This window comes from Streptomyces sp. PA03-5A (genome assembly GCF_033792725.1).
Classification (GTDB): Bacteria; Actinomycetota; Actinomycetes; order Streptomycetales; family Streptomycetaceae; genus Actinacidiphila.
Genome location: NZ_JARAVL010000006.1, coordinates 88,063 through 112,533, shown reverse-complemented (window position 1 = coordinate 112,533; position 24,471 = coordinate 88,063). Strand labels below are relative to the sequence as shown.

The window sequence follows — 24,471 nt, the reverse complement described above, 5'->3', positions numbered from 1 at the left end:
GGGTACGCCGGCCGGGCCGCGGTCATCACCGGATGCGTTCCCGCCGACCGGATCACCGGTACGGCCATGCCCGGGGACACCGGAACACGGGGCGCGCGGTCCCGGCGAGCGGGAGCCGGCACCCCGACAGCGCCGCACCGCCCAGGCGCGGGTGGGCGCCGTCCGGAACAAGGGCGACCACGTCATCATGTGGGCCGGCACGTCCGGTGCCGTCACCCTGCCCGCGCCCCTGGACGCCCGCTCCACCGCCACCCACGCGCCGCGCGTCGGCCTCGGCACCTTCCTCTCCGGCAGCGTGCTGGCGCCGATGGGGCGTTCGGCCCGGGACTCGCCCCTCGGCGACGGCATGACGGCCGGAACCCGCGCCACGGTGCCCGCGGCCTCGGTCCGCTCGTCGGGGTCACGGAAGTGCCCGGTGTGACCCCGGCGAGACACGATCTCCCCGTCCGCGCGCGCCCGGGCCCGCCGGTGACCCGGCGCGCGATCGCCTCCCGTTCACGAGCACCGGGAGGACGTGCCCTCAGGCCCGCGGCTCGGCCGGTTCCCCTTCCGGTGGTCGCAGAGCGCCCCGGTTGGCGAGCCGGAAGAGGAGCGCGATGGAGGGGAAGATGAGGAGTCCGGCCACGACGGCGACGCCGATCGTCACCGCCAGCGTGGCCTGCGGGGCCGCGGCCTCGCCGATCTCCAGATGGGTGCCGAGGAGGTACGGGTACTGGGCGACGCCCCACCCGAGCACGACCAGGGCGACCGCGGCCGCGGCGAGCCCGCGCAGGAACCTCGTCCGCTCACGCCACACCATGACCATGGTCGCAACCCCGCAGAGCGCCGCCAGCAGCACCAGCGGCAGGGCGCCGTGGCTGAGGCGGCGGAACAGGTGCGGCGAGTCCTGCCGCAGGACGAAGACGCCAGCGATGCTGACGGCCCCGGTCAGCACGGCGGCGCACAGGGCCCTGCTGCGGAAGTGCCGCTGCAGGGTGTGGTCACGCTGCTGACGGGCCGCCACGTACAGGTAGGCGGCGGCGAGGTAGGCGCAGACGAGGACGGCCAGCACGCCGCCGAGCACCGAGGTGGGGTTCAGCCAGCTCGTGACGGCGTTCCCGTTGCCCGCCGAGGGCACGCGCCCGGAGGCGATGCCCCCGGCGATCGACCCGAAGCAGTACGGGGTCAGGACGGACGACGCGGCGAAGGCGACCCCGTACACCCGCTGCTCGGGGGTGCGCAGTGAGGCCTTGCGGAAGGCGAAGCCGGCGCCGCGCAGCACGATGCCCAGGACGGCGATGCCCAGCGGGACGTAGAGGGTCGTGGTGATGGCGGTGAACGCGGCCGGGAACCCCGACCAGAGGAAGACCAGGCAGTAGACGAGCCAGGTGTGGTTGGCCTCCCACACCGGGCCGACGGAGGTGTCGATCAGGTGCCTGGGGCGCCGGCCCCGCTCGGCCCCGCCCGCCGTCAGGTCCCAGAAACCGGCGCCGAAGTCCGCGCCGCCGAAGAGGCAGTACGCGATGACGCCGAGGAAGAGGAAGGCCGCGACGGCTTCCGGCATCACTCCTCCGTCCCGGCTCGCGCGCCGACGGGTTCCGGACCGCTGCGCGGACCGTAGGGGACGTCCACGCTGTCGTCGTCCCCGGCCTGCCAGCGCCGTTTCATCGACAGCAGCACCGTCACCGCGCCGGCGCCCACGGCCGCGTAGATGACGACGACCGACCCGAAGAACGGCCACAGGTTGCCCTGGGTGGTCACCGCGTCGCGGGTGAGGAGGTGGCCGACGACGGTCCACGGCTGGCGGCCCAACTCCGTGACCATCCATCCGGTCTCCAGGCAGGCCACGGCGGCGAGCCCGCTGACCGCGCAGCAGCGCAGGAACCACCGCTGCCGTTCAAGGGAGCGCCGCCGCCACCACAGCCAGAGGAACCACACGACGAGGGCCAGCAGGGCGAAGGACAGCCCGACCATGACGTCGAAGGCGAGGTGGACGGTGCTGACGATCCGGTCCGAGGGGCGTACGTCCGCGGGGATCGCTTCGAGCCCCTTGATCTCGGTGGACGGGTGGAATCCGGCCAGCAGGGAGGCCATGTCCGGTACGGGGAGCCCGTACCGGACCTCGCCGTCGACCAGTACCCCGCCGAGCGTCTCCGGGACGTGCGTGCCGGTCCGCGGCAGCAGCTCGACCGCGGCGAACTTGGCGGGCTCGGCCTGGTACACGTACCGGGCGATGGTGTCGCCCACCACGACCTGCAGGGGCAGCGCGACGGCGGCGGTGACGAAGCCGATGAGGAACCCGGTGCGGTGGTAGCGGGACGTACGGCCCCGCAGCATGCCCACCGCGTAGACGCTCGCCACCGCGAAACCGGCGACGATGTACGCGGCGAGCAGCATGTGGAGGAACTCCCACCGGAACGCCCCATTGAAGAAGACCTCCGCCGGCCGGACGGCCACGGTCTTCCCGTCGCGCATCGTGAAGCCGCCGGGCTGGTTCATCCAGCTGTTGGCCGCGATGACGGCGGCCGCGCCCCCGATGCTGGAGAGCGCCACCGGTACGCCCGTCCAGAAGTGCGCCCACGGCGACAGCCGGTCCCAGCCGTAGATGTAGAGGGACACGAAGATCGCCTCGAGGAAGAAGAACAGCCCCTCGATGGCGAACGGGAACCCGAAGGCCGGGCCGTACCCGCGCATCAGGCCCGGCCAGAGGATGCCGAGCTCGAAGGAGAGGACGGTGCCCGTGATCGCCCCCACGGCGAAGAGCACCGCGGCCACCTTCGACCAGCGCCGCGCCAGCAGTATGGCGTCGGCGTCCCCGCGGCGCAGACCGCGGTGGTTCGCGATGAGCATCAGCGTGGTGAGGGCGACACCGAACGGCACCAGGATGATGTGGAAGCCCAGGGTGAAGGCCATCTGCTGACGGGCCGGCAGCAACTGCGCCGGATCACCCGCCGACCCGAGGCCCTGCGCCAGCTCCTGCCAGGCCCCCGTCATCGCCCGCACCGCCGGTCAGCTGGGGGCTTCCGGCCTGGGCCCCCCGTGCACGCCACCGCCATCACATCGACCACGACCCTTTCGTGACAGGACGCTCACCCTAGGTCACGACGATCGGTATGGGCGGGAATGCGCACTGCGGGCGGGGGCCGATGACCCATTCGGTGGGCGCGGTCCGGCCGGTCCCCCGGCGCGGCGCCCGGCGGTCAGCGGGTACGGGCGGGCGGGGGCAGCTCCCCCGAGCCACGGGGGACGAGCCGGGTCTCGACCAGGAGGGTACGGGCCCGGGTGCGGTCGCCGTCGAGGCGTTCGAGGGCGGTGGAGCCCGCCAACTCGCCCATGGTGACCGGATTCTGGGCCACGACGGTGAGGGCGGGTTCGAGGATGGCGGCCATGGGGACGTCGTCGAAGGCGACCACCGCGACGTCCTTGCGCCCGCCGCGGGAGAGCTCGGTCATGACCCCGATCGTCATGACGTTGTTGCCCGACAGCAGCGCGGTCGGCGGGTCGGGCAGGGCGAGCAGCCGGGCCGTCGCCTCGGCGGCGCCGGCCGGGTCGTGCGCGTCGGCGACGAGGGCACGGTCGTGGGGCAGCCCCGCCTCGGCGAGCGCGGCGCGGTAGCCGGCGAGCCGCTCGCGACGGGTGTACAGCCGGGCCGGGAGGTCGCCGATGAACCCGATCCTGCGGTGCCCGCCGGCGATCAGGTGGGCGACGCCCTCCTGCGTCCCGGCCCGGTTGGAGCTGACCACGGTGTCGGCGGTCAGGCCGTTGCCGGGCCGGTCGAGGAAGACCACCGGCAGCCCGGCGGCCCGGTGGGACTTGAGGTGGGCGTGGTCGGCGCCCACCGCGGGCGCGACCATGAGCACGCTGACCCGGCGGGCCAGGAAGGTGCCGATCAGCGCGTGCTCCCGCTCCGGGTCGTCGTCCGACGAGCCCATCAGCAGCGTCAGTCCGTGCCCGTGCACGGCATCCTCGATGCCGCCGGCGACGGCGCCGAAGAACGGGTTGCCCAGGTCCGGCACCACCAGGCCCACGGTGGTGTCGGGGCCGCCCACCCGCATGCTCCTGGCCATGAGGTTGGGCTGGAAGCCGAGCTTCGCCACGGCTTCCAGCACCCGCCTCCTGGTCTCCGCGGAGCTGGGACCGTCCTCGTTCAGCACCCGGGAGACCGTCTTGGCACTGACACCCACCTCGCGGGCCACGTCGGCGAGGGTCGGTCTGCGGGTCGCTGTCATGGACCACCTTTTCTCCGGATGTCGGCCCCGCGGATGCCGGGGTCCGTCGGTCAGCTCCCCCCGACCCCTGCGGCCGAGGCTGCGTCACTGTCCGCCACGACCGTACCGCCGTCCGGTCGCACGCCGAGCGCGCCGGTCATGATGGCCACCACCTCGGCCATCGAGTAGTCCGACGGCTTGATGACGGCCTCCCGCCTGCCCAGCCGGTGGACGTGGACGCGGTCGGCGATCTCGAAGACGTGGGGCATGTTGTGGCTGATGAGGATCACCGGGATGCCCTTGTCCCGTACCCGGCGGATGAGGTCGAGGACCTGTCCGGACTCCTTGACGCCGAGGGCGGCGGTCGGCTCGTCCATCACCACGACGCTGCGCGCCCAGGCGGCCGCGCGCGCCACGGCGACGGCTTGGCGCTGGCCGCCCGAGAGCGTCTCCACCGGCTGCGTGATCGAGCCGACGCCGACCTTGAGCGCGGCCATGTGGTCGGCGGCCTGACGGCGCATCGCCTTCTTGTCCAGCAGGCGGAGCACCGAGCCGAGCACGCCGGGGCGGCGGATCTCGCGGCCCAGGAACATGTTGGACGCGATGTCCATGGACGCCGCGACGGCGAGGTCCTGGTACACCGTCTCGATGCCGTGCGCCCGCGCGTCCTGCGGCCCGGCGAACCTGATGGGCCTGCCGTGCAGCCGGATCTCGCCGGCGTCCGGGACGAGCGCGCCGGTGAGCGCCTTGATCAGGCTGGTCTTGCCGGCGCCGTTGTCGCCGATGACGGCCAGCACCTCGCCGGGCATGAGGTCGAAGTCCGCGTGGTCGATGGCGGTGACGTGCCCGTAGCGCTTGACCAGCCCGCGCGCGCTGAGCACGGGTTCGGGCCCGGTGGCGGGCGCCGGGGCCATTGGTGCGGGGGACGCCGGGTCCTGGGGGGCCGGGTCCTGGGGGCCGGAGCCGGTCATCGGGTCCCCTTTCGCGAGAGCTGGTCGACGGTCACCGCGAGGATCACCAGCACGCCGGTGACCAGCGTCTGGTACACGGAGGAGACGCCCATCAGCTGCAGGCCGTTGCGGAAGACGCCGACGATGAGCACACCGACGAACGTGCCGAGGACGGTGCCGCGGCCGCCGAACAGGCTCGTGCCGCCGAGGACGACGGCGGTGATGCTGTCGAGGTTGTCGGTCTGCCCCGCCTGGGGGTCGCCGACCCCGGTCCGCGACACCAGCAGCAGGGCGGCGATGCCGTAGACCAGTCCGGCCACCGTGTAGACGCCGACGGTGAGCCGGGAGACCCGGATGCCGCTGAGCCGTGCGCTCTCCGCGCTGTTGCCGAGGGCGTAGACGTGGCGGCCCCAGGCGGTGCTGCTCAGCGCGTAGGCGAAGCCCAGGAAGAGGGCGATCGTGACCAGCGACCCGTAGGTGACGTCGGTCCTGCCGAGCGGGAAGGTGCGGCCCAGAGCGGTGAGCGGTTCCGGGAGGCCGGTGACGGTCTGTTCGTCGGAGTAGATGTGGGTGAGGGCGAAGGCGACGTTGAGCATGCCCAGGGTCACGATGAACGGGGGCAGCGGAACCGTCCGCACCAGCAGCCCGTTGACCAGCCCGAACGCTCCGCAGACCAGGATGCCGAGGGCGATGGCGAGCAGCGGCGGCAGCGGCCCCTGGACGGCGAGTTTGGCGATGAGGATGCCGCCGAAGGCCATGACCGCCCCACACGACAGGTCGATGCCGGCGGTAAGGATGATCAGCGTCTGGCCGATGGCGAGCGTGCCGACCACCATGACCTGCTGGAGGATCAGCGAGAAGTTGCCGCCGGAGAGGAACTGGTCGGTGGCCAGGGAGAAGAACACCGAGGCGAGGACGAGGGCCGCGAACGGTCCCGCGGCGGGCGCCGTGAGGAACCGGCGCAGCGCGGCCGGTTCCCTGCCCACGGCGGGGAGCGAGGTGGATGCGGTCACCGGGCTCAGCCCCAGCAGTTCTGCAGGCCGAAGCCGGTGTCCTTGGACTCCGCGCCCGTCTGCGCCTTGTCGGTGATCAGGGTGACGCCGGTGTCGGTGTAGCCGCTGGTCTTCTTGCCGTCCTTGGCGAACGCCGCCACCGCCTTGACCCCGTCGGCGGCCATCTTCAGGGGGTACTGCTGGGAGGTCGCGGCGATCTTGCCGTCCTTGACCGCCTGCACGCCGGTGCAGCCACCGTCGATGGCGACGATCGTGACGTCCTTCTCGCGGCCCTTGGCCTTGATGGCGGTGTACGCGCCGAGCGCCGCCGGCTCGTTGATCGCGTAGACCAGGTTGATGTCGGGTGCCTTCTGCAGGCAGGTCTCCATGGCGGTCTGGCCCTTGGCCTGGTCGCCGCCGGTGTCCTGGGAGCAGACGATCGACGGGTCGGAGGCACCGACCCCGAACCCCTTGATGAAGCCCTCGTGGCGCTGCACGCCGACCGACACGCCGGGGGCGAGATCCAGCGTGGCGATCTTCGGCGTCTTGCCGGCCATCGCGGCCTTGGCGTACGCGCCGATCAGCTCGCCTGCCTTCACGTTGTCGGTGGCGAACAGCGCGTCGGCGGCGTCCTGCGGCTCCGGAGGGGTGTCCAGGGCGATGACGAGCACGCCCTTGGCACGCGCCTTCGCGATCGCGGGGACGATGGCCTTGGAGTCATTGGGGGTGATGAGCACGCCCTTGACGCCGGCGGCGACCATATTCTCCAGCGCCGTGACCTGACTGGCGTTGTCGCCGTCGAACTTGCCCGCCGCGGTGGTCAGTTCGACGTTCTCGCTCTTGGCGGCCTGCTCTGCGCCCTGCTTCATCTTGACGAAGTAGGGATTGGTGTCGGTCTTGGTGATCAGGCCGACCTTCACCTTGCCCCCGGACGGGGAGCCGCCGCCGGAACCGGAACCGCACGCGGCCAGTGACAGGGCGAGGCCGGCGGCACCGATGACGAGGACCGGACGGGCTCTACGGGACATCTGCGACTCCTACGGGAAGCAGTGAGCGGGGAAAGCCGTATGGCGCTGCGTTCGGCGAAGGATCTCGCCAGGAGAATGCCAACGTTGACACATGTCATCGTTGACACCGCATGCGGAGGATGATGGACTCCCGCTCCGGCAACGTCAATGCCTTTGCCGAGGAAGCCCGTTGGCAGCACGTGGCGCCCGCCCCCGACACCCCGCCCGGGCCACCGCCGGGGCCGGCCCACGTCCCCGCTCCCACCTGGAGGAACCACCCCATGCAGCCGCGTCAGGTCACCGTGCTCGGAGAGTGCGTCGCCGATGTCTTCCCCGCACCCGGGCACGGGGCGGCCCCGTCCGGTGCGCACGGCCGCTCCCCGGACGGGTCGCATGAGCTGCGGCTGCGCGTCCTGCCGGGCGGCGGTCCGGCCAACACCGCCGTGGGCCTGGCCCGTCTCGGCACGCCGACCCGGCTGCTGGCACGGCTGTCCGGGGACGTCTTCGGCCGCCTGTTCCGCACCCATCTGCTGGCATCGGGTGTCGACCTGTCGGCGGCCGCGGACGCTCCCGAACCCAGCACGCTGGCGGTCGCCGACGTCGACGGCGACGGGCAGGCCGCGTACTCCTTCCACGCCGAGGGCACCGCGGACTGGCAGTGGACGCGCGAGGAGCTGAGCCGGGCCGCACTCGGCGATGCGGCCTGCGTCCACTCCGGTTCGCTCGCCCTGGTCAGACGACCGGGCGCCGTCCTCGTGGAGGAGGTGCTGGCCGGGGCACGGCAGCACGCGACGGTCAGCATCGACCCCAACGTCCGGCCCGCCCTGGTCGATCCGCGGGTCTACCGGGACCGGATCCGGACGTGGTGCGCGACGGCCGACATCCTCCGGCTGAGCGAGGACGACCTCGCCGTGCTGGCCCCGGGCACCACGCCGGAGGCGGCCTGTGACGACTTCCACGCGTCGGGGGCCCGCCTGGTCGTGGTCACCCTCGGGGCGCGGGGCGTCCTCGCCTCGCTCGACGGCCGGCGGGTCTCCGTGCCCGGTGTGCCGGCGCGGGTGGTCGACACCGTCGGTGCCGGGGACTCCTTCACGGCGGGGCTCCTCCACCACCTCGGCGGCCGCGGGCTGCTGGGTGGCCGGCTCGACCGGCTGCGGACCGACGACGTCGTGGAGGCCTGCGCGTATGGGACCCGCGTGGCCGCGCTGACCTGCGCCGTCGCCGGGCCGAACCCGCCGTGGGCCCACCAACTGGAGCCGGATGCTGCCGATCTGACAGGCCGTCCGACCTCATGAGGGGCCGCAGCCGATCCTGCACGGGGCGTTGACGGGCTCCCGGCAGGGGCCCATCATCGGTCATCGATCGGATGTCAGCGATGACATGTGTCAACGATGACATCACCGGCGTGCAGAGAGTGGGTTCACATGCGTCGAAGAGTCGGGGCGCTGCTCGTCGCCCTGATCGCGAGCCTGGCCGCGTTGCTGCCCGGCACCCCCGCGGTCGCCGGGACCGTGGGGGAATACCCGGAGTTCCCGTATCCGGCGACCACCTACAGCGAGCCGTTCCGCGGCCAGTTCCACTTCAGTTCGCAGTCGGGCTGGATGAACGACCCCAACGGCCTGGTGTACGCCAACGGGCTCTACCACTTCTTCTACCAGCACAATCCGCACGGCCTGGCCTGGGACACCATGCACTGGGGCCACGCCACCAGCCCGGATCTGGTGCACTGGACCCAGAAGCCGATCGCGCTCGAACCCGGCGTCCACCCCGGCACGCTCTTCTCGGGCGGCGGCGTCGTGGACAAGGACAACACCTCGGGGCTGAAGACGGGCTCCCTCGACCCGATCGTGGTGTTCTCCAACACCGACGGCGTGAGCGTCTTCTACAGCAACGACGACGGCCGGACCTTCCAGGCCTACGACAAGGGCCGCAAGCAGATCGAGATCCCCGCCGAGAGCCGTGACCCCAAGGTCTTCTGGGACGCGGCACGCCACCGCTGGGCCATGGTCGTCTGGTCCAACGAGGGCGGCAACGGTGTGTCCGTCTACACCTCCCCGAACCTCCTCGACTGGACCTTCGCCAGCCGCTTCAAGGCACCGTGGCTCTTCGAGTGCCCCGACATGTACCCCCTGGCCCTGGACGGCAAGGCCGGGCAACAGCGGTGGGTCCTGACCTCCGCGTCCGGTCAGTACGTCGTCGGCTCCTTCGACGGCACGACCTTCCGCACCGACTGGACCGGCCCGCAGCAGATGGACCTGGGCACCACCTTCGCCGGGGGCACCTTCTACGCCGCCCAGACGTTCACCAACACGCCCGACGGCCGCACCGTGCAGATGGCCTGGCAGGGCGGCAACCGCGGCAGCACCTGGACGGGCAACTCGACCTTCCCCGCCTCCCTCGGCCTGGTCAGCACCCCCGACGGACCGCGGATCACCCGGACACCGGTCGCCGAGCTGGCCTCACTGGGCTCGGAGACCCGCAGTTGGAAGAACCAGACGGTCAACGCGGTCAAGGACGACAACCTCTTCGGGGGCATCAAGGCCGACACGTACGAGATCACCGCCCAGTTCGACGTGAAGGGCGCGACCGCCACGCAGTTCGGCTTCGACCTGCACGCCCGCTCCGACGGGACGGCCGACGGCAGCGTCGTCTACGACACCAAGGCGCAGACCCTGCGGGGCAAGCCGCTCAAGCCGCGGAACGGCAAGGTCACGATGCGGCTGCTGGTGGACCGGGGGCAGTTGGAGACGTTCGCCGACGGCGGGCTCTACTCCCTGTCCGACAACGTCGACTTCGACTCCGCTGCGGACAGCCAGGGTATCCGGCTCTTCGCCGTCGGCGGCAAGGTGAAGCTGGACAGCGCGACCTTCACCCGCCTCAACACCAGCTGGGGCACGGCACAGTCCACCCTGGAGAGCAACCTCAAGGGCCCGTGGCACGCCGCGGGCGGGGCGTGGACCGACGTCAGCGGCGGCAAGCGCGCCTCGACCGGCGGCGACGGCTTCTACCTGAGCGCCGGCAGCGGCGGTGACGCCGTCTACCAGGGCGACCTCACGCTGGACACCGCGCAGGCCGCGGGCCTGACGTTCCGCGCGAACGCCTCGGGCGCGGGCTACACGGCGAACATCGACAGCAGCGGCGTCCTCAAGCTGTGGCGCCCGGGCCGGGACATCGCGACCTACGCCACCCCGGTCACGAAGGGCCGCACCTACCACCTGAAGGTGCAGACGAACGGCTCCCGCATCCGGGTCTGGCTGGACAACGGCACCGACCCCGTCATCGACGCCACCGACGCCGCCTACACCACCGGCGTGTTCGGGGTGAACGTCTTCAACGGCACGGCGACGGTGCAGAACCTCAACACCGGAACGGCCGGTTTCTCTGCCTTCCCCGCCGGCCGGTGGATCCCGCGGGGCGGGACCTGGACGGTCACACCGTCCGGGCTGAGGGGGAGTTCGTCCCAGGACGGCTTCTACCTCAGCGACCGCACGGGAGGTGACTTCACGTACGAGGGCGACCTGTCCGTCACCAACGGCACGGCGGCCGGGCTCACCTTCCGCGCCCGCGACGACGGCGCCGGCTACACGGCGAACATCGACTCCAGCGGCGTGGTCAAGCTGTGGCGGCCGGGCCGGGACATCGCGACCTACGCCACCCAGATCGTCGAGGGCCGCACCTACCACCTGAAGGTGCGCACGGACGGCTCCCGCATCCGGGTCTGGCTCGGCGGTGGCGCCGACCCCGTCATCGACGCCACCGACGACACCTACGCGGGCGGGTTGTTCGGGGTGAACGGCTTCGCGGCCAACACCCTGGTGCAGAACCTGACCATCGGCTGACCCGCCGGCTGACCCATCGAGGACCGCTCCGGGGCAGGCTTCCGTGCCCGGCCCCGGGCGGTCCTTCCATCGCGCCGGTTTCCAACGTTGAACACGTTCCGGTTCGCCATGAGGGCGCCCCGCATCACGCCAACACACCCCAATTGGAGGTCACTTCACGAAGGCCCATCCGGCCCCTTGATCCCGCTCCGCTCTGCGCCGGAGCGGGCACGGTGGCGTGCGCGGCACGTTCTCCCATGCCCGTACGGCCCGTTGACGGGCTTCTACGCGAGGTCTGGACAGGGCGGCGGGGCCCTGCTTTCATGCTCTCCGCGCCGAAAATTTCCAACGTTGTACAACCGCGTTTCCGGCGCGTAGCGCTCTTGGTCCCAGGCACCGCACACTCCTGACCCGCAACTTTCCCGTCAAGGCGTCGACGACTCCCACGGAAGGTGCACCATGAGTCCTGGCCGACGACGTACCCACCGCTTTGCTCGGTTCACCGCCCTACTGGCACTCCTCCTCGGTGCGGCCCTGCTGACGCCCTTCCCGGCGTCCGCCCGGCCCTCCGCCACGACCGACGTCCCCACCGACGTCACCGCCGCCTCCGCCGACGCGGGCCTGCGCGGCGACTACTACCGGATGTCCAGCGGCACGGCCCTGGACTTCGCCCGGTACACCGGCACCCGGATCGACAGCTCCCTCCACGTGGACGACCTCCTGCCCACGCTGCGGGCCTACGCCGGCACGACGGACAACGTCGCCGTGCGCTGGACGGGCCGCCTGGAGGTGCCCGACGACGGCACGTACACCTTCTACATCAAGGGCGACAACGGCTTCCGCATGTCCCTGGACGGCGCGAGCGTGATCGACCACTGGACCACCGACTGGGACGTCCAGACCACCTCGCAGCCGATCACCCTGACCGCGGGCCTGCACGAGCTCGCCTACGACTACAACCAGGGCAACGGCGGTGCCTACCTGCACACCGAGTGGTCGGGGCCGGGCTTCGACCGCCGCCCCGTACCGGACTCGGCGCTGCACCTGCCGGCCGGGTTCGCCCCGGCGGACGCCGATGCGTCGGTGGCCACCAGCGGCCGCAGCGCCACCGTCGAACTGGGCTCCCGCGTGACCGGCCTCCCCGTGGACGCGGCCCCGCACCTCGCCCTGCTGTCCGGCGGCACCCGCTGGTCCGCCACCGTCTCCCGCGACCCCAAGCACCCCACCCGGCTGGTCCTGAAGCCCGCCGAGGCCGACTCCCCGGTCTCGCTCAACGCCGACGTGCGGATCAGTTACGACGGCAAGGGCGGCATCACCACCGCCGACGGCGACCTCGGTCCCTTCTCGGTCATCGCGCGCAACGAATCGACCTGGTACTTCCAGACCAGGTGGGCCAAGGACGTCTCCCCGTCCCGCCCGCTGCCCGACTACCCGCGGCCGCAGCTGACCCGCAAGCAGTGGAAGAACCTCAACGGGACCTGGCAGTTCCAGCCGACCGCGCAGGACGCCGCACTCCCCCAGGGCAAGCTGAGCGGCAGCATCGTCGTCCCGTACCCGATGGAGTCGGGACTGTCGGGCGTCGCGCGGCACCACGACTGGTCGCTGTACCAGCGCACCTTCACCGTCCCCGACGACTGGCGGGTCAGCTCCGGCAACCGGCTGAAGCTCAACTTCGGCGCCGTGGACTACGAGGCCTGGGTGTACGTCAACGGCCGCGAGGTGGCCCACCACACCGGCGGTTACCAGGCGTTCACCGCCGACGTCACCGACGCCCTGGCCGGGCGCGGTCCGCAGACCCTGCTGGTGAAGGTCAAGGACACCACCGACGACCGCTACGCGCTCGGCAAGCAGTCCCGCAACCCCAGCGGCATCTGGTACACGCCGAGTTCGGGCATCTGGCAGACCGTGTGGATGGAGCCGGTCCCCGAGGCGTCGGTCGACTCGCTCGTGCTGACCCCGGACGTCGCGGACTCCTCGCTCGCCGTCACCGTACGGCCGGGCGCGGGCACCTCGCCGGGCGCGAAGGTCACGGCCACCGCGTACACCCGTGACGGTCGCAAGGCCGGCTCGGTCACCGGTGCCGCCGGGACCGCCCTGCGGCTGCCCGTCCCCCGCGCCCACCTGTGGAGCCCGGACGACCCGTACCTGTACGACCTCGAGGTCACCCTCACCGACGGCCGCGGCAAGGACCGCGTCGGCTCCTACTTCGGCATGCGGTCGATCGAGGTGTCCCCGGCCGGCGGCACCAACCGGATCAAGCTCAACGGCAAGCCGGTGTTCGTGCTCGCCACCCTCGACCAGGGCTTCTGGCCCGACGGCCTCTACACCGCGCCGACCGACGAGGCCCTGAAGTACGACCTCGTCCAGCACAAGAAGCTCGGCTTCAACGCGGTCCGCAAGCACATCAAGGTCGAGCCCGCCCGCTGGTACTACTGGGCGGACAAGCTGGGCCTGATGGTGTGGCAGGACATGCCGAGCCGCGGCACGGCGGCCGCCGGCACCCCGGAGACCCAGACCTTCGTCGACCAGGTCCACCAGATCGTCGACCAGCACATCAGCACCCCGTCCGTCCTGGTGTGGACGCTGATGAACGAGGGCTGGGGCGAGTGGAGCAAGCAGGCCACCGGCGAACTCGCCGACGCCGTCAGGGAGCAGGACCCCTCGCGCCTGGTCGACGCCCACTCCGGCGTCAACTGCTGTGCCTCCAAGGGCGATTCCGGCCGCGGTGACCTGATCGACTTCCACGACTACCACGGCCCCGCCAGTCCGGCCCCGGACGACACCCGCGCCGCCGTCGACGGCGAGCACGGCGGCTACTCCTACCTCGTCCCCGGCCACATCCTGGGCACCGCGGGCGGCCAGGACTACGGCGACGCCGCCCACAGCAAGGAGGAACTGACCGCGGCCTACGTGGAGAACACGCGCAAGCTGCTCCGGCCGGCGGCCTGCGGCCTGTCCGGCTCGGTCTACACGCAGATCACCGACGTCGAGGGCGAGCTCAACGGCCTGCTCACCTACGACCGCGACGTGGTCAAGGTGATCCCGGAACAGGTACGGGACGTCAACCGGCAGGTCATCGCGGCCGGCGCCACCGCCGGCGGGGCCGACGTGCCGCCCGGCGCACCCGGACCGAACGGCGTCGGCTGGTGGCCGCTGCACGAGGGCTCCGGCACCGTCGCGAAGGACGTCGCCGGGGACCACGACGGCACCCTGACCGGCGGCACGAGCTGGACGACCGGCCCGAACGGCGCCGCCCTGCAGTTCGACGGCCGCACCGGATCGGTCGACACCGGCGCCACCGTCCTGGACACCGACCGCCACGACTACTCGGTCGCCGCCTGGGTCCGGCTCGACGACAAGGGGCACTTCAGCACCGCGGTGTCCGTCGACGGCGACACCAACAGCGCCTTCTACCTGCAGTACTCGCAGGCCGACAAGCGGTTCGCGTTCAGCTTCGCCGGGAGCCGGGCCCTCGCGGGCACCATCGGCGAGCCGGAGGCCGGCCGCTGGTACCACCTGGTAGGCAGCTACAGCCACCGCGACGGCCGGCTGCGCATCTACGTGGACGGCGGCGAGGCCGGTTCCGTCCGCGGTTGCAACGCCGAGGGGCCCTCGGGCCACCTGGTGATCGGCCGCGGCAAGTACGGCGGCAACCTCGTCGACTACTGGGGCGGCGCGATCTCCGACGTGCACGCCTACGACCGCGCGCTGACCGCCGCCGAGGTGGCGTCGCTGGCCTCCGGCGAGCCCGCCGTGCCGGCGAAGCGCTGACCGAGTACCGACCACCTGAGCGGCCCGCCCTGGCACGGGGCGGGGCGGGCCGCCTCCCGGGCCGTGCCCCCGGGGCGACGGCGGCACCACCGCACCCCCCTGATCAGGTCGCACACCGCTCTCCGAGGAGTTGAACGTCCATGAGCACCTCCCGTTCCACCCGCTTCCTTGCCGTCGTGTGCCTCACCGCCGCGGCCGCCCTGACCGCCACCTCCTGCGCCAAGGAGGAGGGCTCCGGCAGCGCCTCCTCCGCCTCCTCCGAGGGCGCCCAGGTCGTGCAGTCCCCGACCGCGGCCACCGACGCCGCCGGCAGCGGCTGCACCCTGCAGACCTACGGGGCGGGCAAGCTCGACCTCAAGGACGCCGTCGTCGGCTTCTCGCAGTCGGAGAAGGAGGCGAACCCGTTCCGCATCGCCGAGACCCAGTCCATCAAGGACGAGGCGGCGAAGCTCGGCGTCAAGAAGCTGCTCACGACCAACGCGCAGTCACAACTGCCCAAGCAGATCAGCGACATCCAGGACATGCTCGCCCAGGGTGCCCAGCTGCTGATCGTCGCCCCGCTCAACTCCGACGGCCTGGAGCCCGCACTGCGCGCGGCGGCGGCCAAGCACGTGCCGGTCATCACCATCGACCGCAAGATCAACGCCACCGCGTGCAAGGACTACGTGGCCTTCCTCGGCTCGGACTTCGTCGAGCAGGGCAAGCGCGCCGCCGACCAGATGATCAAGGTCACCGGCGGCAAGGGCAAGGTCGCGATCCTGCTCGGGGCCTCCGGCAACAACGTCACCACCGACCGGACCAAGGGCTTCGTCGACCAGATCAAGGCGCAGGCCCCCGGCCTGGAGATCGTCGCCCAGCAGACCGGTGAGTTCGCCCGCGACAAGGGCCAGCAGGTGATGGAGCAGCTGATCCAGGCGAACCCGGGGATCACCGCCGTCTACGCGGAGAACGACGAGATGGGCCTCGGCGCGGTCACCGCGCTCAAGGCGGCCGGGAAGAAGCCCGGCGAGGACGTCAAGATCGTCTCCATCGACGGCACCCGCAACGCCGTGCAGGCGCTGGCGAACGGCCAGTACAACGGCGTCATCGAGTCCAACCCGCGCTTCGGGCCGCTCGCCTTCGCCACCGCGCAGAAGTTCTTCGCCGGCGAGGCCATCCCCGAGGACGTGATCATCTCCGACCGCGAGTACGACGCGTCCAACGCCAAGGGCTCGCTGGCCGGGGCGTACTGAGCCCCCGCGCCTGCCGCCCGGTCCTCCTCCCCGGCCGGGCGGCAGGCCCGTCCCTCCTCGGCTCCCGACACCGCGAACCCACGGAAGGCCCGCTATGGCACCCCCCGACGCGGCACCCGCCGCACCGCCGCCCGGCCCGGGCGGCCCCACCGCCCCCGCGGTGCTGGAGGCCGTCGGCATCGGCAAGCGCTTCCCCGGTGTGGTGGCGCTCGACGACGTCTCCTTCACCCTGCGCCGGGGCGAGATCCACGCGCTCGTCGGCGAGAACGGCGCCGGCAAGTCCACCCTCATCAAGGTCCTCACCGCAGTGCACCGCCCGGACGCCGGCGAGGTACGGCTCGACGGCCGCGCGGTCGCCTTCGCGCGGCCCTCCGAAGCCCAGCACGCCGGGGTCACCACGATCTACCAGGAGGTCAACCTCGTCCCGCTGATGAGCGTGGCGCGGAACATCTTCCTGGGCCGCGAGCCCAAGAACCGCCTCGGTCTGATCGACTTCCCGCGGATGCACCGGGAGGCGGCCGCGCTGCTCGCGGGCTTCGGCGTCACCGCCGACGTCCGCCGCCCGCTCGGCAGCCTCGGGGTGGGCACCCAGCAGATGGTGGCGCTGGCCCGCGCGGTGTCGGTGCGGGCCAAGGTCGTCGTGATGGACGAGCCGACCTCGGCGCTGGAGCCGCGCGAGGTCGAGACGCTCTTCCGGGTCATCGGCGACCTCCACGACCGGGGCATCTCCGTCCTGTACGTCAGCCACCGGCTCGAGGAGCTGTACCGGATCTGCGACCGGGTCACGGTGCTCCGCGACGGGCGCCTGGTGCACACCGGCGACCTCGCGGACCTGGACCGGATGCAGCTGGTCGCGATGATGCTGGGCCGCGAGGTCTCCGAGGTGCGCCGGCACGGGCGGACCGGCTTCGGCGAGGACCACCACCCCGACCGCAAGGCGGTGCTCACCGCCGCCGGGCTGAGCCGGCGTCACGTCCTGGACGACATCTCGCTGGAGCTGCACCCCGGCGAGGTGCTGGGCCTGGCGGGGCTGCTGGGCTCGGGGCGCAGCGAGACCGCCAAGGCGCTGGCCGGGGCGCTGCCGCTGGACTCGGGATCGGTGACGGTCGCCGGGAAGCGGCTGGGCCGCCCCTCCCCCGCCGCCGCGATCCGCGCGGGCATCAGCCTGCTGCCCGAGGACCGCAAGGCGGAGGGCATCGTCCCGGGGCTGTCGGTGCGCGAGAACATCGTGCTGGCCGCCATGCCCCGGCTGTCCCGGGCCGGCGTCGTCTCACGGGCCCGCCAGGACCGCGTGGTCGAGATCTTCATGGAGCGCCTGCGGATCAAGGCCTCGGGACCCGAGCAGAAGGTCGGCGAGCTCTCCGGCGGCAACCAGCAGAAGGTGCTGCTGGCCCGCTGGCTCTGCCTGGAGCCGAAGGTGCTCCTCCTCGACGAGCCGACGCGCGGCATCGACGTGGGCGCCAAGGCCGAGGTGCAGGCGCTGGTGGACGAACTGGCCCAGGAGGGACTGGCGGTGCTGCTGATCTCCTCCGACATCGAGGAACTCGTGGAGGGCGCCGACCGCCTCGTGGTGCTGCGCGGCGGCGCCGTGGCCGGCGAACTGACCGGCGAGCAGGTCGGCGAGGGGGACCTCCTGGGGGTCCTCGCGGCCCACGCGCCCGCCGTCCGGGACGCCGCCGCGGCCGGGGAGGTGCGGCACGATGGCTGAGCTCTCCCCGGCCGTGCAGCGGGGCCCGGTCGGGCTCCCCTCCCCCGCCTGGTTCCAGGCGTACGGGGTGTACGCGGCGGTGGCCGTGCTGGTCCTGTTCAACGCCGTCTTCACCGACCACTTCCTGACCGCGGCCAACCTGCGCACCCAGCTCGTCCAGGTGGCCCCGGTGGTCATCGTGGCGCTGGGCATGGCGCTGGTGATCGGCACGGAGGGGGTGGACCTGTCGGTGGGGTCCGTCATGGCCCTCGCCGCGGCCCTGCTGCCGCTGTACCTGGGGTACGGACTGCTGTCCGCGCTGCTCATGGCGCTCGCCGCCGGGGCGGTGGTGGGCGCGGTCAACGGCACCTTGGTCGCGGTGGTGGGTCTGCAGCCCATCGTGGCCACCCTCGCGCTGTTCGTGGGCGGCCGGGGCCTGGCCCTGGTCCTCGCCGACGGGCAGCTCAAGCAGATCGCCAACCCGGGTCTGCTGGGCCTGGGCACCGACGACGTCCTGGGCGTCCCCGTGGTCGTGCTGATCGCCGGGGTGCTCGCCCTGCTGGTCGCCGGGGTCGTGCACCGCACCACCTTCGGCCGCCAGTTGGTCGCGATCGGCGGCAACCGCGCGGCCGCCGGGCTGGCCGGGCTGCCGGTGAAGCGGGTGCTGATCGGCGTGTACGTGGTGTGCGGGGTGCTCGCGGCCCTGTCCGGGGTGCTGGCCACCGCCCGTCTGACGGCCAGTGACCCGTCCACGCTGGGCACCCTGATGGAACTGTCCGCGATCACCGCGGTGGTGGTCGGCGGGACCCCGCTCACCGGCGGCTCCGTGCGCGTCCTGGGCACGGTCTGCGGAGCGCTGCTGATGCAGCTGCTGCGGGCCACCCTGGTCAAGCACGACCTCCCCGACTCCACCGCGCAGATGGCCCAGGCCGTCATCATCCTCGTCGCCGTCTACGTCGCCCGGGAGCGTCGATCCCGATGAAGTCACTCATCACGCCCCGCTCCGCCGGGGCGACGCCGGAGCCGCCCGCCGTGGCGGCGGCCCGTGCCGGGGACCGGCGGCGGCTGGCCGTGCTGGTGCAGCGGCAGGGCGTGCTCGCCGTCCTCCTGCTGCTGGTGCTGGTCTCCTCCTTCGTCTTCCCGTCCTTCGGAACCCTCGCCAACGCGCAGAACGTCACCGTCCAGGCCTCCTTCCTGGCGATCGTGGCGCTCGGCATGACCCTCGTCGTCATCACCGGCGGCATCGACCTGTCGGTCGGCTCGGTCTTCGCACTCGGCGGTGTCCTCGCGGCGTGGGCCTCGCAGTACGGGATGCTGCCGGCGCTGCTGCTGCCGCTCGCGGTGTGCGGTCTGCTCGGCACCGTGCACGGTCTGCTGATCGCGCGGGCGGGGATGGCCCCGTTCATCGTCACCTTGGCGGGGCTGCTGGCCGCCCGGGGACTGCTGCTGGCCCTGACCGACGAGGGCGCCGACACCTACCTGGTACCGCACGGTTCGGCCTTCGCCGAACTCGGGCAGGGCACGGTGGCCGGGTTCGGCCTCCCGGTCCTGGTCGCGCTGGTGCTGTTCGCCGTCGGCGGGCTGGTGCTCCAGCGGACCTCCTTCGGGCAGTCGCTGTTCGCGGTGGGCGGCAGCCCGGACGCGGCCACGCTGATGGGCCTGCCGGTGGCCAGGACCCGCGTGCTGGTGTACACGATCAGCGCACTGCTCGCGGGGTTCGCGGGTGCCCTGAACGCCGCCCGGCTCTCCTCGGGCGTGACCATCATCGGCGTCGGCATGGAGCTGGACGCCATCGCCGCGGTCGTGATCGGCGGCACCCTGCTGATCGGCGGTGCGGGATCGGTCAGCGGCACCCTGTGGGGCGTCCTGGTCCTGGCGGTGATCCAGAACCTCATCAACCAGATCGGCTCCCTCAATTCCTCGTACCAATCGGTGGTCAGCGGCGGCTTCCTTATCGTGGTGGTCGTGGCCCAGCGGTATCTCGCGCGGGGACCGCGCACCACATGACCGTGCCGGTGCCGGTGGACCGCGCGCGGCCCTCCGGCACCGGCCCAACCCGGAGGGAGCGCCGTGGGCGTCAGCCTCAAGGACGTCGCGCAGCGCGCGGGAGTGTCCATCAAGACCGTCTCGAACGTCGTGAACGGCTACCCGCACGTCACACCCGCGATGCGCGCGCGGGTCCAGCAGGCGATCGACGAACTGGGCTACCGGCCCAACCTCACCGCCCGGCACCTGCGCAAGGGCCGCACCGGCATCATCGCGCTGGCCCTGCCCGAGCTCGGCAACCCGTACTTCGCCGAGCTGGCCGGCGCCGTCATCGACGCCGCCGCACGCCACGACTACACCGTGCTGCTCGACCACACCGCGGGCGAACGGCGCAAGGAGATCCTGGTGACCCAGGGCTTCCGCACCCATGTGATCGACGGGCTGATCCTCTCGCCGATCGAACTGGAGGCGTCGGACCTGCTCGCCCGGGACGACAGTTCACCCCTGGTGCTCCTCGGGGAGCGCGAGTACGACGCCCCGTACGACCACATCGTGATCGACAACGTGGCCGCGGCGCGCAGCGCGGTGCGGCACCTGGCGGGGACGGGACGCCGGCGGATCGCCTTCATCGGCGCCCGCAGCGAGGTCGCCCGGCAGCCCGCGCACCTGAGACTGCGCGGCTGGCGCGAGGAGCTGGCCGCCTGCGGGCTCCCGCACGGCGACGACCTCGTCGCGACCGCCTCCGGGTACGGCCGGGCCGACGGCGCCCAGGCGATGACCGACCTGCTGGACCGCGGGGCGCTGCCGGACGCGGTCTTCGCCTACAACGACCTCCAGGCCATAGGGGCCCTGCGGGTGCTCGTCACCCGGGGGCTGCGTGTGCCGGAGGACGTCGCGCTCGTGGGTTTCGACGACATCGAGGAGGGGCGCTACGGCACGATCACCCTGACCACGATCTCGCCGGACAAGAAGGCCATCGCCCGCCAGGCCGTCGACTGCCTCGTGCAGCGCCTGACCGGCGCGCCGGACGCCCCGCCGCGCCGCGTGCGCCCCGGGTTCGACCTGGTCGTCCGCGAGTCCACCCTGGGCCGCGGTCACTGACCCGCCGTGCGCGCCGCGCGGGCCGGCTCGGCGTCGTACTGTCCGGCGTCGAAGTGCAGTTCCGGCGGGGGCCGCGTGAACGGCCCCCGCCAGGCGGTCCACTCCACGACGGCGCCGCTGCGGCGCACGTGGACCGACAGGTGACCGCAGCAGCCGCCGGTGCACTCGGGTTCCCCCAGCTCGACGCGACCGCCTACGACGGTGGCGGCCAGCGGGCCCGGCCGGCCCGGCGGCAGCGCCCACGCCGCGAACGGACCGCGCCCGCCCGGTCCGAGCAGTTCCGCGACCAGGTCCTCCCCGTCGACCAGCAGCCGCAACCGGGCGACGGCGTACCGGCCGTCCGGCGGCAGCACCTCCAGCCCGAGCCGGTTGAACATCGGCCGTCCGCTCCCCCCGGCCTGGTATCGACCCTCACCGAACCCTTCCAGCGCGGAACGGTACGCGTACGCACCGACGAGCACGCCGGCGTCGGCCTCGGCCTGGCCATCGTGCAGAGCATCGTCCGCGCCCACGACGGGACCCTCGACCTGGCCCCCCGCCCCGCCGGCGGTCTCCTCGTCACCATTCGGCTTCCCGGCACGCCGTAGGGCCCGGCGGTCACACCGTCCCGGCGTCCGAGCCCGTGATCGTCCGGCTCGGCGAGGAGACCGCCGGGTGGCTCCATCCGGAGCTCCCCCTCCTCCTCGCCCTGGCGGCGCGCTGATGCGCCCGGCGGTCGGCGGAGTCGGCGTCGAGGTCCCACGTGATCAGATCCGTCGCCTCCGCCCGCTCCTGGAGCTGGGTGAAGATCCGCTGCCACGTCCCGTCCCGCTGCCAGCGGTGGAACAGGTCGTACACCCGGGCCCACGATCCGTACTGCCCTGGCACGTCCCGCCAGGGGACCCCGGTGCGGACCCGGAACCGTATGCCGTCGATCAGTTGCCGCCGGGTCCATATCGGCGGCCGACCGGCCTTCTTGCCCTTCGGCAGCAACGGCTCCAGCACAGCCCACTGCTCGTCCGTCAGATCTCCACGCGCCACGAACCAAGATCATCTCATACTTTTTCTTTACCAACCGTTCGTTCCAGATTGTGTTAGCCTCCGATGACAGGCGGGACCGAGCCCGCGGAAACCCCCTCGACACACGCATGGAGCGCACATGTCCCACCGTCTGGAATCCAAGGTCGTCATCGTCACCGGAGGAACATCGGGGATGGGCGCCGCCTTCGCCCGGCGCGCCGCGTCCGAGGGCGCGACCGTCGTGATCGGCGCGCGCGACAAGGCCCGCGGCGAGGCGACCGTGGCCGGGATCGAGGCCGCGGGCGGCCGCGCATCCTTCCTGCCGACGGACGTCACCGCCGAGGACGACGTCGCCCGTCTCGTCGACTACGCGGTGACCGAGTTCGGCGGCCTGCACGGGGCGTTCAACAACGCCGGCGGCGGCGACAACCAGCGCACCTTCGGCACCACCGACGCGGCCTTCTGGCACCACATGATCGCCACCAACCTGACCAGCGTCTTCTACAGCCTCAAGCACGAACTCCCGGCGATCGCCGCTTCGGGAGGCGGGTCGATCGTGAACAACGCCTCGACGGCGGCCGTGGTCGGCGACGCGGGCATGCCGGCCTACGTGGCCGCCAAGCACGGCGTGGTGGGCCTGACCCGCTCCGCGGCGCTGGACTCGGCCAAGGCGGGCGTCCGCGTCAACGCGCTGGTCACCGGGCTGATCGACACCCCGCTGTGGCGTGCCGCCGTCCAGGCCTACCCCGGGATCGAGGACCGGTTCCTGGAGCGGATCCCCGCCGGACGGGCGGGCGCGGAGGCGGACGTGGCCGCCTTCGCCGCCTTCCTGCTCAGCGACGAGAGCAGCTTCGTCAACGGCGCCGCGCTCGCGATCGACGGCGGCTTCACCGCGCAGTGAGCGGCCCGGCGGGCTCGGGTCAGCCGAGGGCGTCCAAGGCGGCGTCGACGACGGCCGTCAGCGCCTCCCGGTCGGGATTGACGGCCCCCATGACCCGCAGGCCGTGCATCGTGACGACGAGGTACCGGGCGAGGTCCCGCGCGTCGCGCTTGCCGGACACCTGGCCGTCCGCCTGCGCCTCCGCGACGACCTGGGCCAGCGCATCCTCCAGCAGCGCGGTCGTCGACTCCACGTGCGTGGCGACCCGAGGATCGTGCGCGACGCGCTCCATGGCCGCGCCGACGATCAGACAGGCCCGCCGGCTGCCGTCGCGCGCGATCTCGTCGACCGCCGCGACCAGGACCTCGCGCAGCAACTCCCGGCCGGGCGCCCCGGCCCGCAGGGCCTCGACCAGGGGCAGGGCGTACCTCTCCCGGTAGCGGTCCATGGCCGCCAGGTACAGCCCCTCCTTGCTGCCGAAGGCCGCGTACAGCGAACCGCGCCCCACGCCGGTGGCGTCGACCAGGTCCTGCACCGACGTGCCCTCGTAGCCCTTGCTGCGGAAGGCGTTCATCGCGGCCTCCACGGCCCTGTCGGTGTCGAACTCCCTCACGCGTGCCATGAGCCGGAGTATACGCCTATCAGGAACGAACGGTCCAGTTTCTGCACGGACCGCGCCGACCGCCGGAGCGCACGGGCCACCCGGGGCACCCCTGCCGCCCGGGGCGGTGCTCGCCCTGTACACCGACGGTCTCGTCGGGACACCGGGCGCCGACATCGAGGACGGCATCGCCGCTCGCCGGGCGCCTCGCACGCGCCGGGGCAGGGGCCGGGGCCGGGGACGAACTCGCCGACGCCCTCGTCCAGCACGCCGAGCAGTCCGCCGCCCGCAGTGACGACGTCGCCCTGTTGCTCATCCAGGCGCGGCGGAACGGCGGTTGACACCGCCCGGGGCATCACCGGCCGGCTCGCTCAGGTGATGCCCCGGGTCCCTCCCGGCGGGAGGAGTGACGGCCTTCAGCCGACGCGCCGGGCCCTGACGCCGCTGGCCTCGAAGTCGTAGACGTACCGGTTGATCCGGAGGCCGTCGACCGCGCCGACCCAGATGTTGTCGCGGCCCTTGCCGACGGCGACGGTGTAGACGGTGGCCTGCGGGAGCGCGTTCTTCAGCGTCGTGAAGTTGCACGGGCTGGACTGGGTGCACAGGGGCGCGAGTTCGTTGCCCGACAGGAACCACTCGCCGCTCACGGTGGTGGCGTCGAGGAACCCGCTCCACTGGTTCACCGGCGCGACGGCGGGCGGGACCCACACCATGGTGGAGTAGGTGTCGCCGGCCGTCAGCCTCGGATTGATCTCGATCCTGATGTTCGGCAGGTTCCGTGTGCCGCCGTAGCCGACGTTCTCCTGGGTCTGGAAGACGTGGAACCCGAGCGCGGTCAGGTCACGGACGCGGCTGCCGTAGAAGTCGACCTCGTTGCCGAAGTCGACCTTCTCGCTGGGGGGACTCAGCGTGGTGGACTCGTTCGCCACCGCGATTCCGAGGCTGCCGTTGCCGTAGGGCGGCCTGGAGGGGGATCCCGTCACACCGTACGAGCCGAACGGGCCCTCCCTGAGGTCGGCGACGGGGGAACCGATCGTGTTGCGGGCGATGACGCCCCAGTGGCCGGAGTCTATGGTGCCTCCGGAGTGTCCGTCCGCGACGGCGGACACCGATCCCGTGAGGGCCGAGGTGACGATCGTGGCGAGCGCAACGGCCACGAGCGTCCTTCCCCGGCTCAAGCCAAGACGAGCCTTCACAGCCCATTCCTTCCGGGTAGCCGAAGGGCCCGCTGCGCCGCCCGTGCCGGTGCGCCGCGCGGCG

At 72.2% G+C, this 24,471-nt stretch carries 20 protein-coding genes and 1 pseudogene; 11 read left to right on the top strand and 10 right to left on the bottom strand.

Going from position 1 to position 24,471, the window contains the following annotated elements; genetic code table 11:
• The first annotated feature begins 151 nt into the window (after nt 1-151).
• Nucleotides 152-421 (top strand): hypothetical protein, encoded by a 270-nt coding sequence (locus PV410_RS09265; protein WP_500323540.1) that lies wholly within the window; start codon nt 152-154, stop codon nt 419-421.
• Nucleotides 422-520: 99 nt separating this feature from the next.
• On the opposite strand, the gene PV410_RS09260 is transcribed toward PV410_RS09265, so the two are convergent.
• The 6 genes from PV410_RS09260 to PV410_RS09235 form a co-directional block, all read right to left on the bottom strand.
• Nucleotides 521-1,543, bottom strand: coding sequence for a cytochrome d ubiquinol oxidase subunit II (locus tag PV410_RS09260; RefSeq protein ID WP_500323538.1), 1,023 nt, complete (start codon nt 1,541-1,543; stop codon nt 521-523).
• Nucleotides 1,543-2,973: a cytochrome ubiquinol oxidase subunit I gene (locus tag PV410_RS09255; protein WP_500323536.1), complete on the bottom strand. Its 1,431-nt coding sequence runs from the start codon at nt 2,971-2,973 to the stop codon at nt 1,543-1,545. The genes PV410_RS09260 and PV410_RS09255 overlap by 1 nt, the downstream gene beginning before the upstream one ends.
• A 206-nt stretch (nt 2,974-3,179) precedes the next feature.
• Nucleotides 3,180-4,208, bottom strand: a complete 1,029-nt coding sequence (locus tag PV410_RS09250) for a LacI family DNA-binding transcriptional regulator (RefSeq protein ID WP_500323534.1) — start codon at nt 4,206-4,208, stop codon at nt 3,180-3,182.
• Between the two features lie 50 nt (nt 4,209-4,258).
• The gene (locus PV410_RS09245) at nt 4,259-5,101 is read right to left on the bottom strand and encodes an ATP-binding cassette domain-containing protein (protein ID WP_500323709.1); all 843 of its coding nucleotides are present in this window, start codon (nt 5,099-5,101) and stop codon (nt 4,259-4,261) included.
• 53 nt (nt 5,102-5,154) lie between these two features.
• Nucleotides 5,155-6,150 carry an ABC transporter permease gene (locus PV410_RS09240; protein WP_500323532.1) on the bottom strand — a complete coding sequence of 332 codons (996 nt, stop codon included), beginning with the start codon at nt 6,148-6,150 and terminating at the stop codon, nt 5,155-5,157.
• A gap of 5 nt (nt 6,151-6,155) precedes the next feature.
• The gene (locus tag PV410_RS09235) at nt 6,156-7,157 is read right to left on the bottom strand and encodes a sugar ABC transporter substrate-binding protein (protein ID WP_500323531.1); all 1,002 of its coding nucleotides are present in this window, start codon (nt 7,155-7,157) and stop codon (nt 6,156-6,158) included.
• Between the two features lie 260 nt (nt 7,158-7,417).
• Here PV410_RS09235 and PV410_RS09230 point away from each other — a divergent pair, with 260 nt between their 5' ends.
• The 8 genes from PV410_RS09230 (at nt 7,418) to PV410_RS09195 (ending at nt 20,731) form a co-directional block, all read left to right on the top strand.
• Complete coding sequence (locus tag PV410_RS09230; RefSeq protein ID WP_500323530.1) at nt 7,418-8,431, top strand: carbohydrate kinase family protein; 1,014 nt, start codon at nt 7,418-7,420, stop codon at nt 8,429-8,431.
• A gap of 129 nt (nt 8,432-8,560) precedes the next feature.
• Nucleotides 8,561-10,975 (top strand): glycoside hydrolase family 32 protein, encoded by a 2,415-nt coding sequence (locus PV410_RS09225; protein WP_500323528.1) that lies wholly within the window; start codon nt 8,561-8,563, stop codon nt 10,973-10,975.
• Between the two features lie 438 nt (nt 10,976-11,413).
• Nucleotides 11,414-14,725 (top strand): LamG-like jellyroll fold domain-containing protein, encoded by a 3,312-nt coding sequence (locus PV410_RS09220; protein ID WP_500323527.1) that lies wholly within the window; start codon nt 11,414-11,416, stop codon nt 14,723-14,725.
• A gap of 140 nt (nt 14,726-14,865) precedes the next feature.
• A complete protein-coding gene (locus tag PV410_RS09215) occupies nt 14,866-15,957 on the top strand; it encodes an ABC transporter substrate-binding protein (RefSeq protein ID WP_500323526.1) in 1,092 nt (363 codons plus the stop codon).
• Nucleotides 15,958-16,051: 94 nt separating this feature from the next.
• A complete protein-coding gene (locus tag PV410_RS09210; RefSeq protein WP_500323525.1) occupies nt 16,052-17,665 on the top strand; it encodes a sugar ABC transporter ATP-binding protein in 1,614 nt (537 codons plus the stop codon).
• A complete protein-coding gene (locus PV410_RS09205) occupies nt 17,658-18,626 on the top strand; it encodes an ABC transporter permease (RefSeq protein WP_500323524.1) in 969 nt (322 codons plus the stop codon). The genes PV410_RS09210 and PV410_RS09205 overlap by 8 nt, the downstream gene beginning before the upstream one ends.
• Nucleotides 18,623-19,651: an ABC transporter permease gene (locus tag PV410_RS09200; RefSeq protein ID WP_500323522.1), complete on the top strand. Its 1,029-nt coding sequence runs from the start codon at nt 18,623-18,625 to the stop codon at nt 19,649-19,651. Before PV410_RS09205 ends, PV410_RS09200 begins: the two co-directional genes overlap by 4 nt.
• 63 nt (nt 19,652-19,714) lie before the next feature.
• On the top strand, nt 19,715-20,731 hold the full coding sequence (locus PV410_RS09195; RefSeq protein WP_500323520.1) for a LacI family DNA-binding transcriptional regulator: 1,017 nt from the start codon (nt 19,715-19,717) through the stop codon (nt 20,729-20,731).
• On the opposite strand, the gene PV410_RS09190 is transcribed toward PV410_RS09195, so the two are convergent.
• Nucleotides 20,725-20,859 (bottom strand): hypothetical protein, encoded by a 135-nt coding sequence (locus tag PV410_RS09190; protein ID WP_500323519.1) that lies wholly within the window; start codon nt 20,857-20,859, stop codon nt 20,725-20,727. The genes PV410_RS09195 and PV410_RS09190 overlap by 7 nt on opposite strands.
• A gap of 264 nt (nt 20,860-21,123) precedes the next feature.
• On the opposite strand from PV410_RS09190, the pseudogene PV410_RS09185 reads away from it, so the two are divergent.
• A pseudogene (locus PV410_RS09185) lies at nt 21,124-21,318 on the top strand (ATP-binding protein); the annotation flags it as partial.
• A 10-nt stretch (nt 21,319-21,328) separates the two neighbouring features.
• Here PV410_RS09185 and PV410_RS09180 read toward each other — a convergent pair.
• Nucleotides 21,329-21,751: a transposase gene (locus tag PV410_RS09180; protein WP_500323518.1), complete on the bottom strand. Its 423-nt coding sequence runs from the start codon at nt 21,749-21,751 to the stop codon at nt 21,329-21,331.
• 118 nt (nt 21,752-21,869) lie between these two features.
• On the opposite strand from PV410_RS09180, the gene PV410_RS09175 reads away from it, so the two are divergent.
• Nucleotides 21,870-22,631, top strand: a complete 762-nt coding sequence (locus PV410_RS09175) for an SDR family NAD(P)-dependent oxidoreductase (RefSeq protein WP_500323517.1) — start codon at nt 21,870-21,872, stop codon at nt 22,629-22,631.
• Between the two features lie 19 nt (nt 22,632-22,650).
• Here PV410_RS09175 and PV410_RS09170 read toward each other — a convergent pair whose 3' ends face one another.
• A complete protein-coding gene (locus tag PV410_RS09170; RefSeq protein WP_500323516.1) occupies nt 22,651-23,232 on the bottom strand; it encodes a TetR/AcrR family transcriptional regulator in 582 nt (193 codons plus the stop codon).
• A gap of 395 nt (nt 23,233-23,627) precedes the next feature.
• Complete coding sequence (locus PV410_RS09165; RefSeq protein WP_500323514.1) at nt 23,628-24,368, bottom strand: hypothetical protein; 741 nt, start codon at nt 24,366-24,368, stop codon at nt 23,628-23,630.
• Between the last annotated feature and the right edge of the window lie 103 nt (nt 24,369-24,471).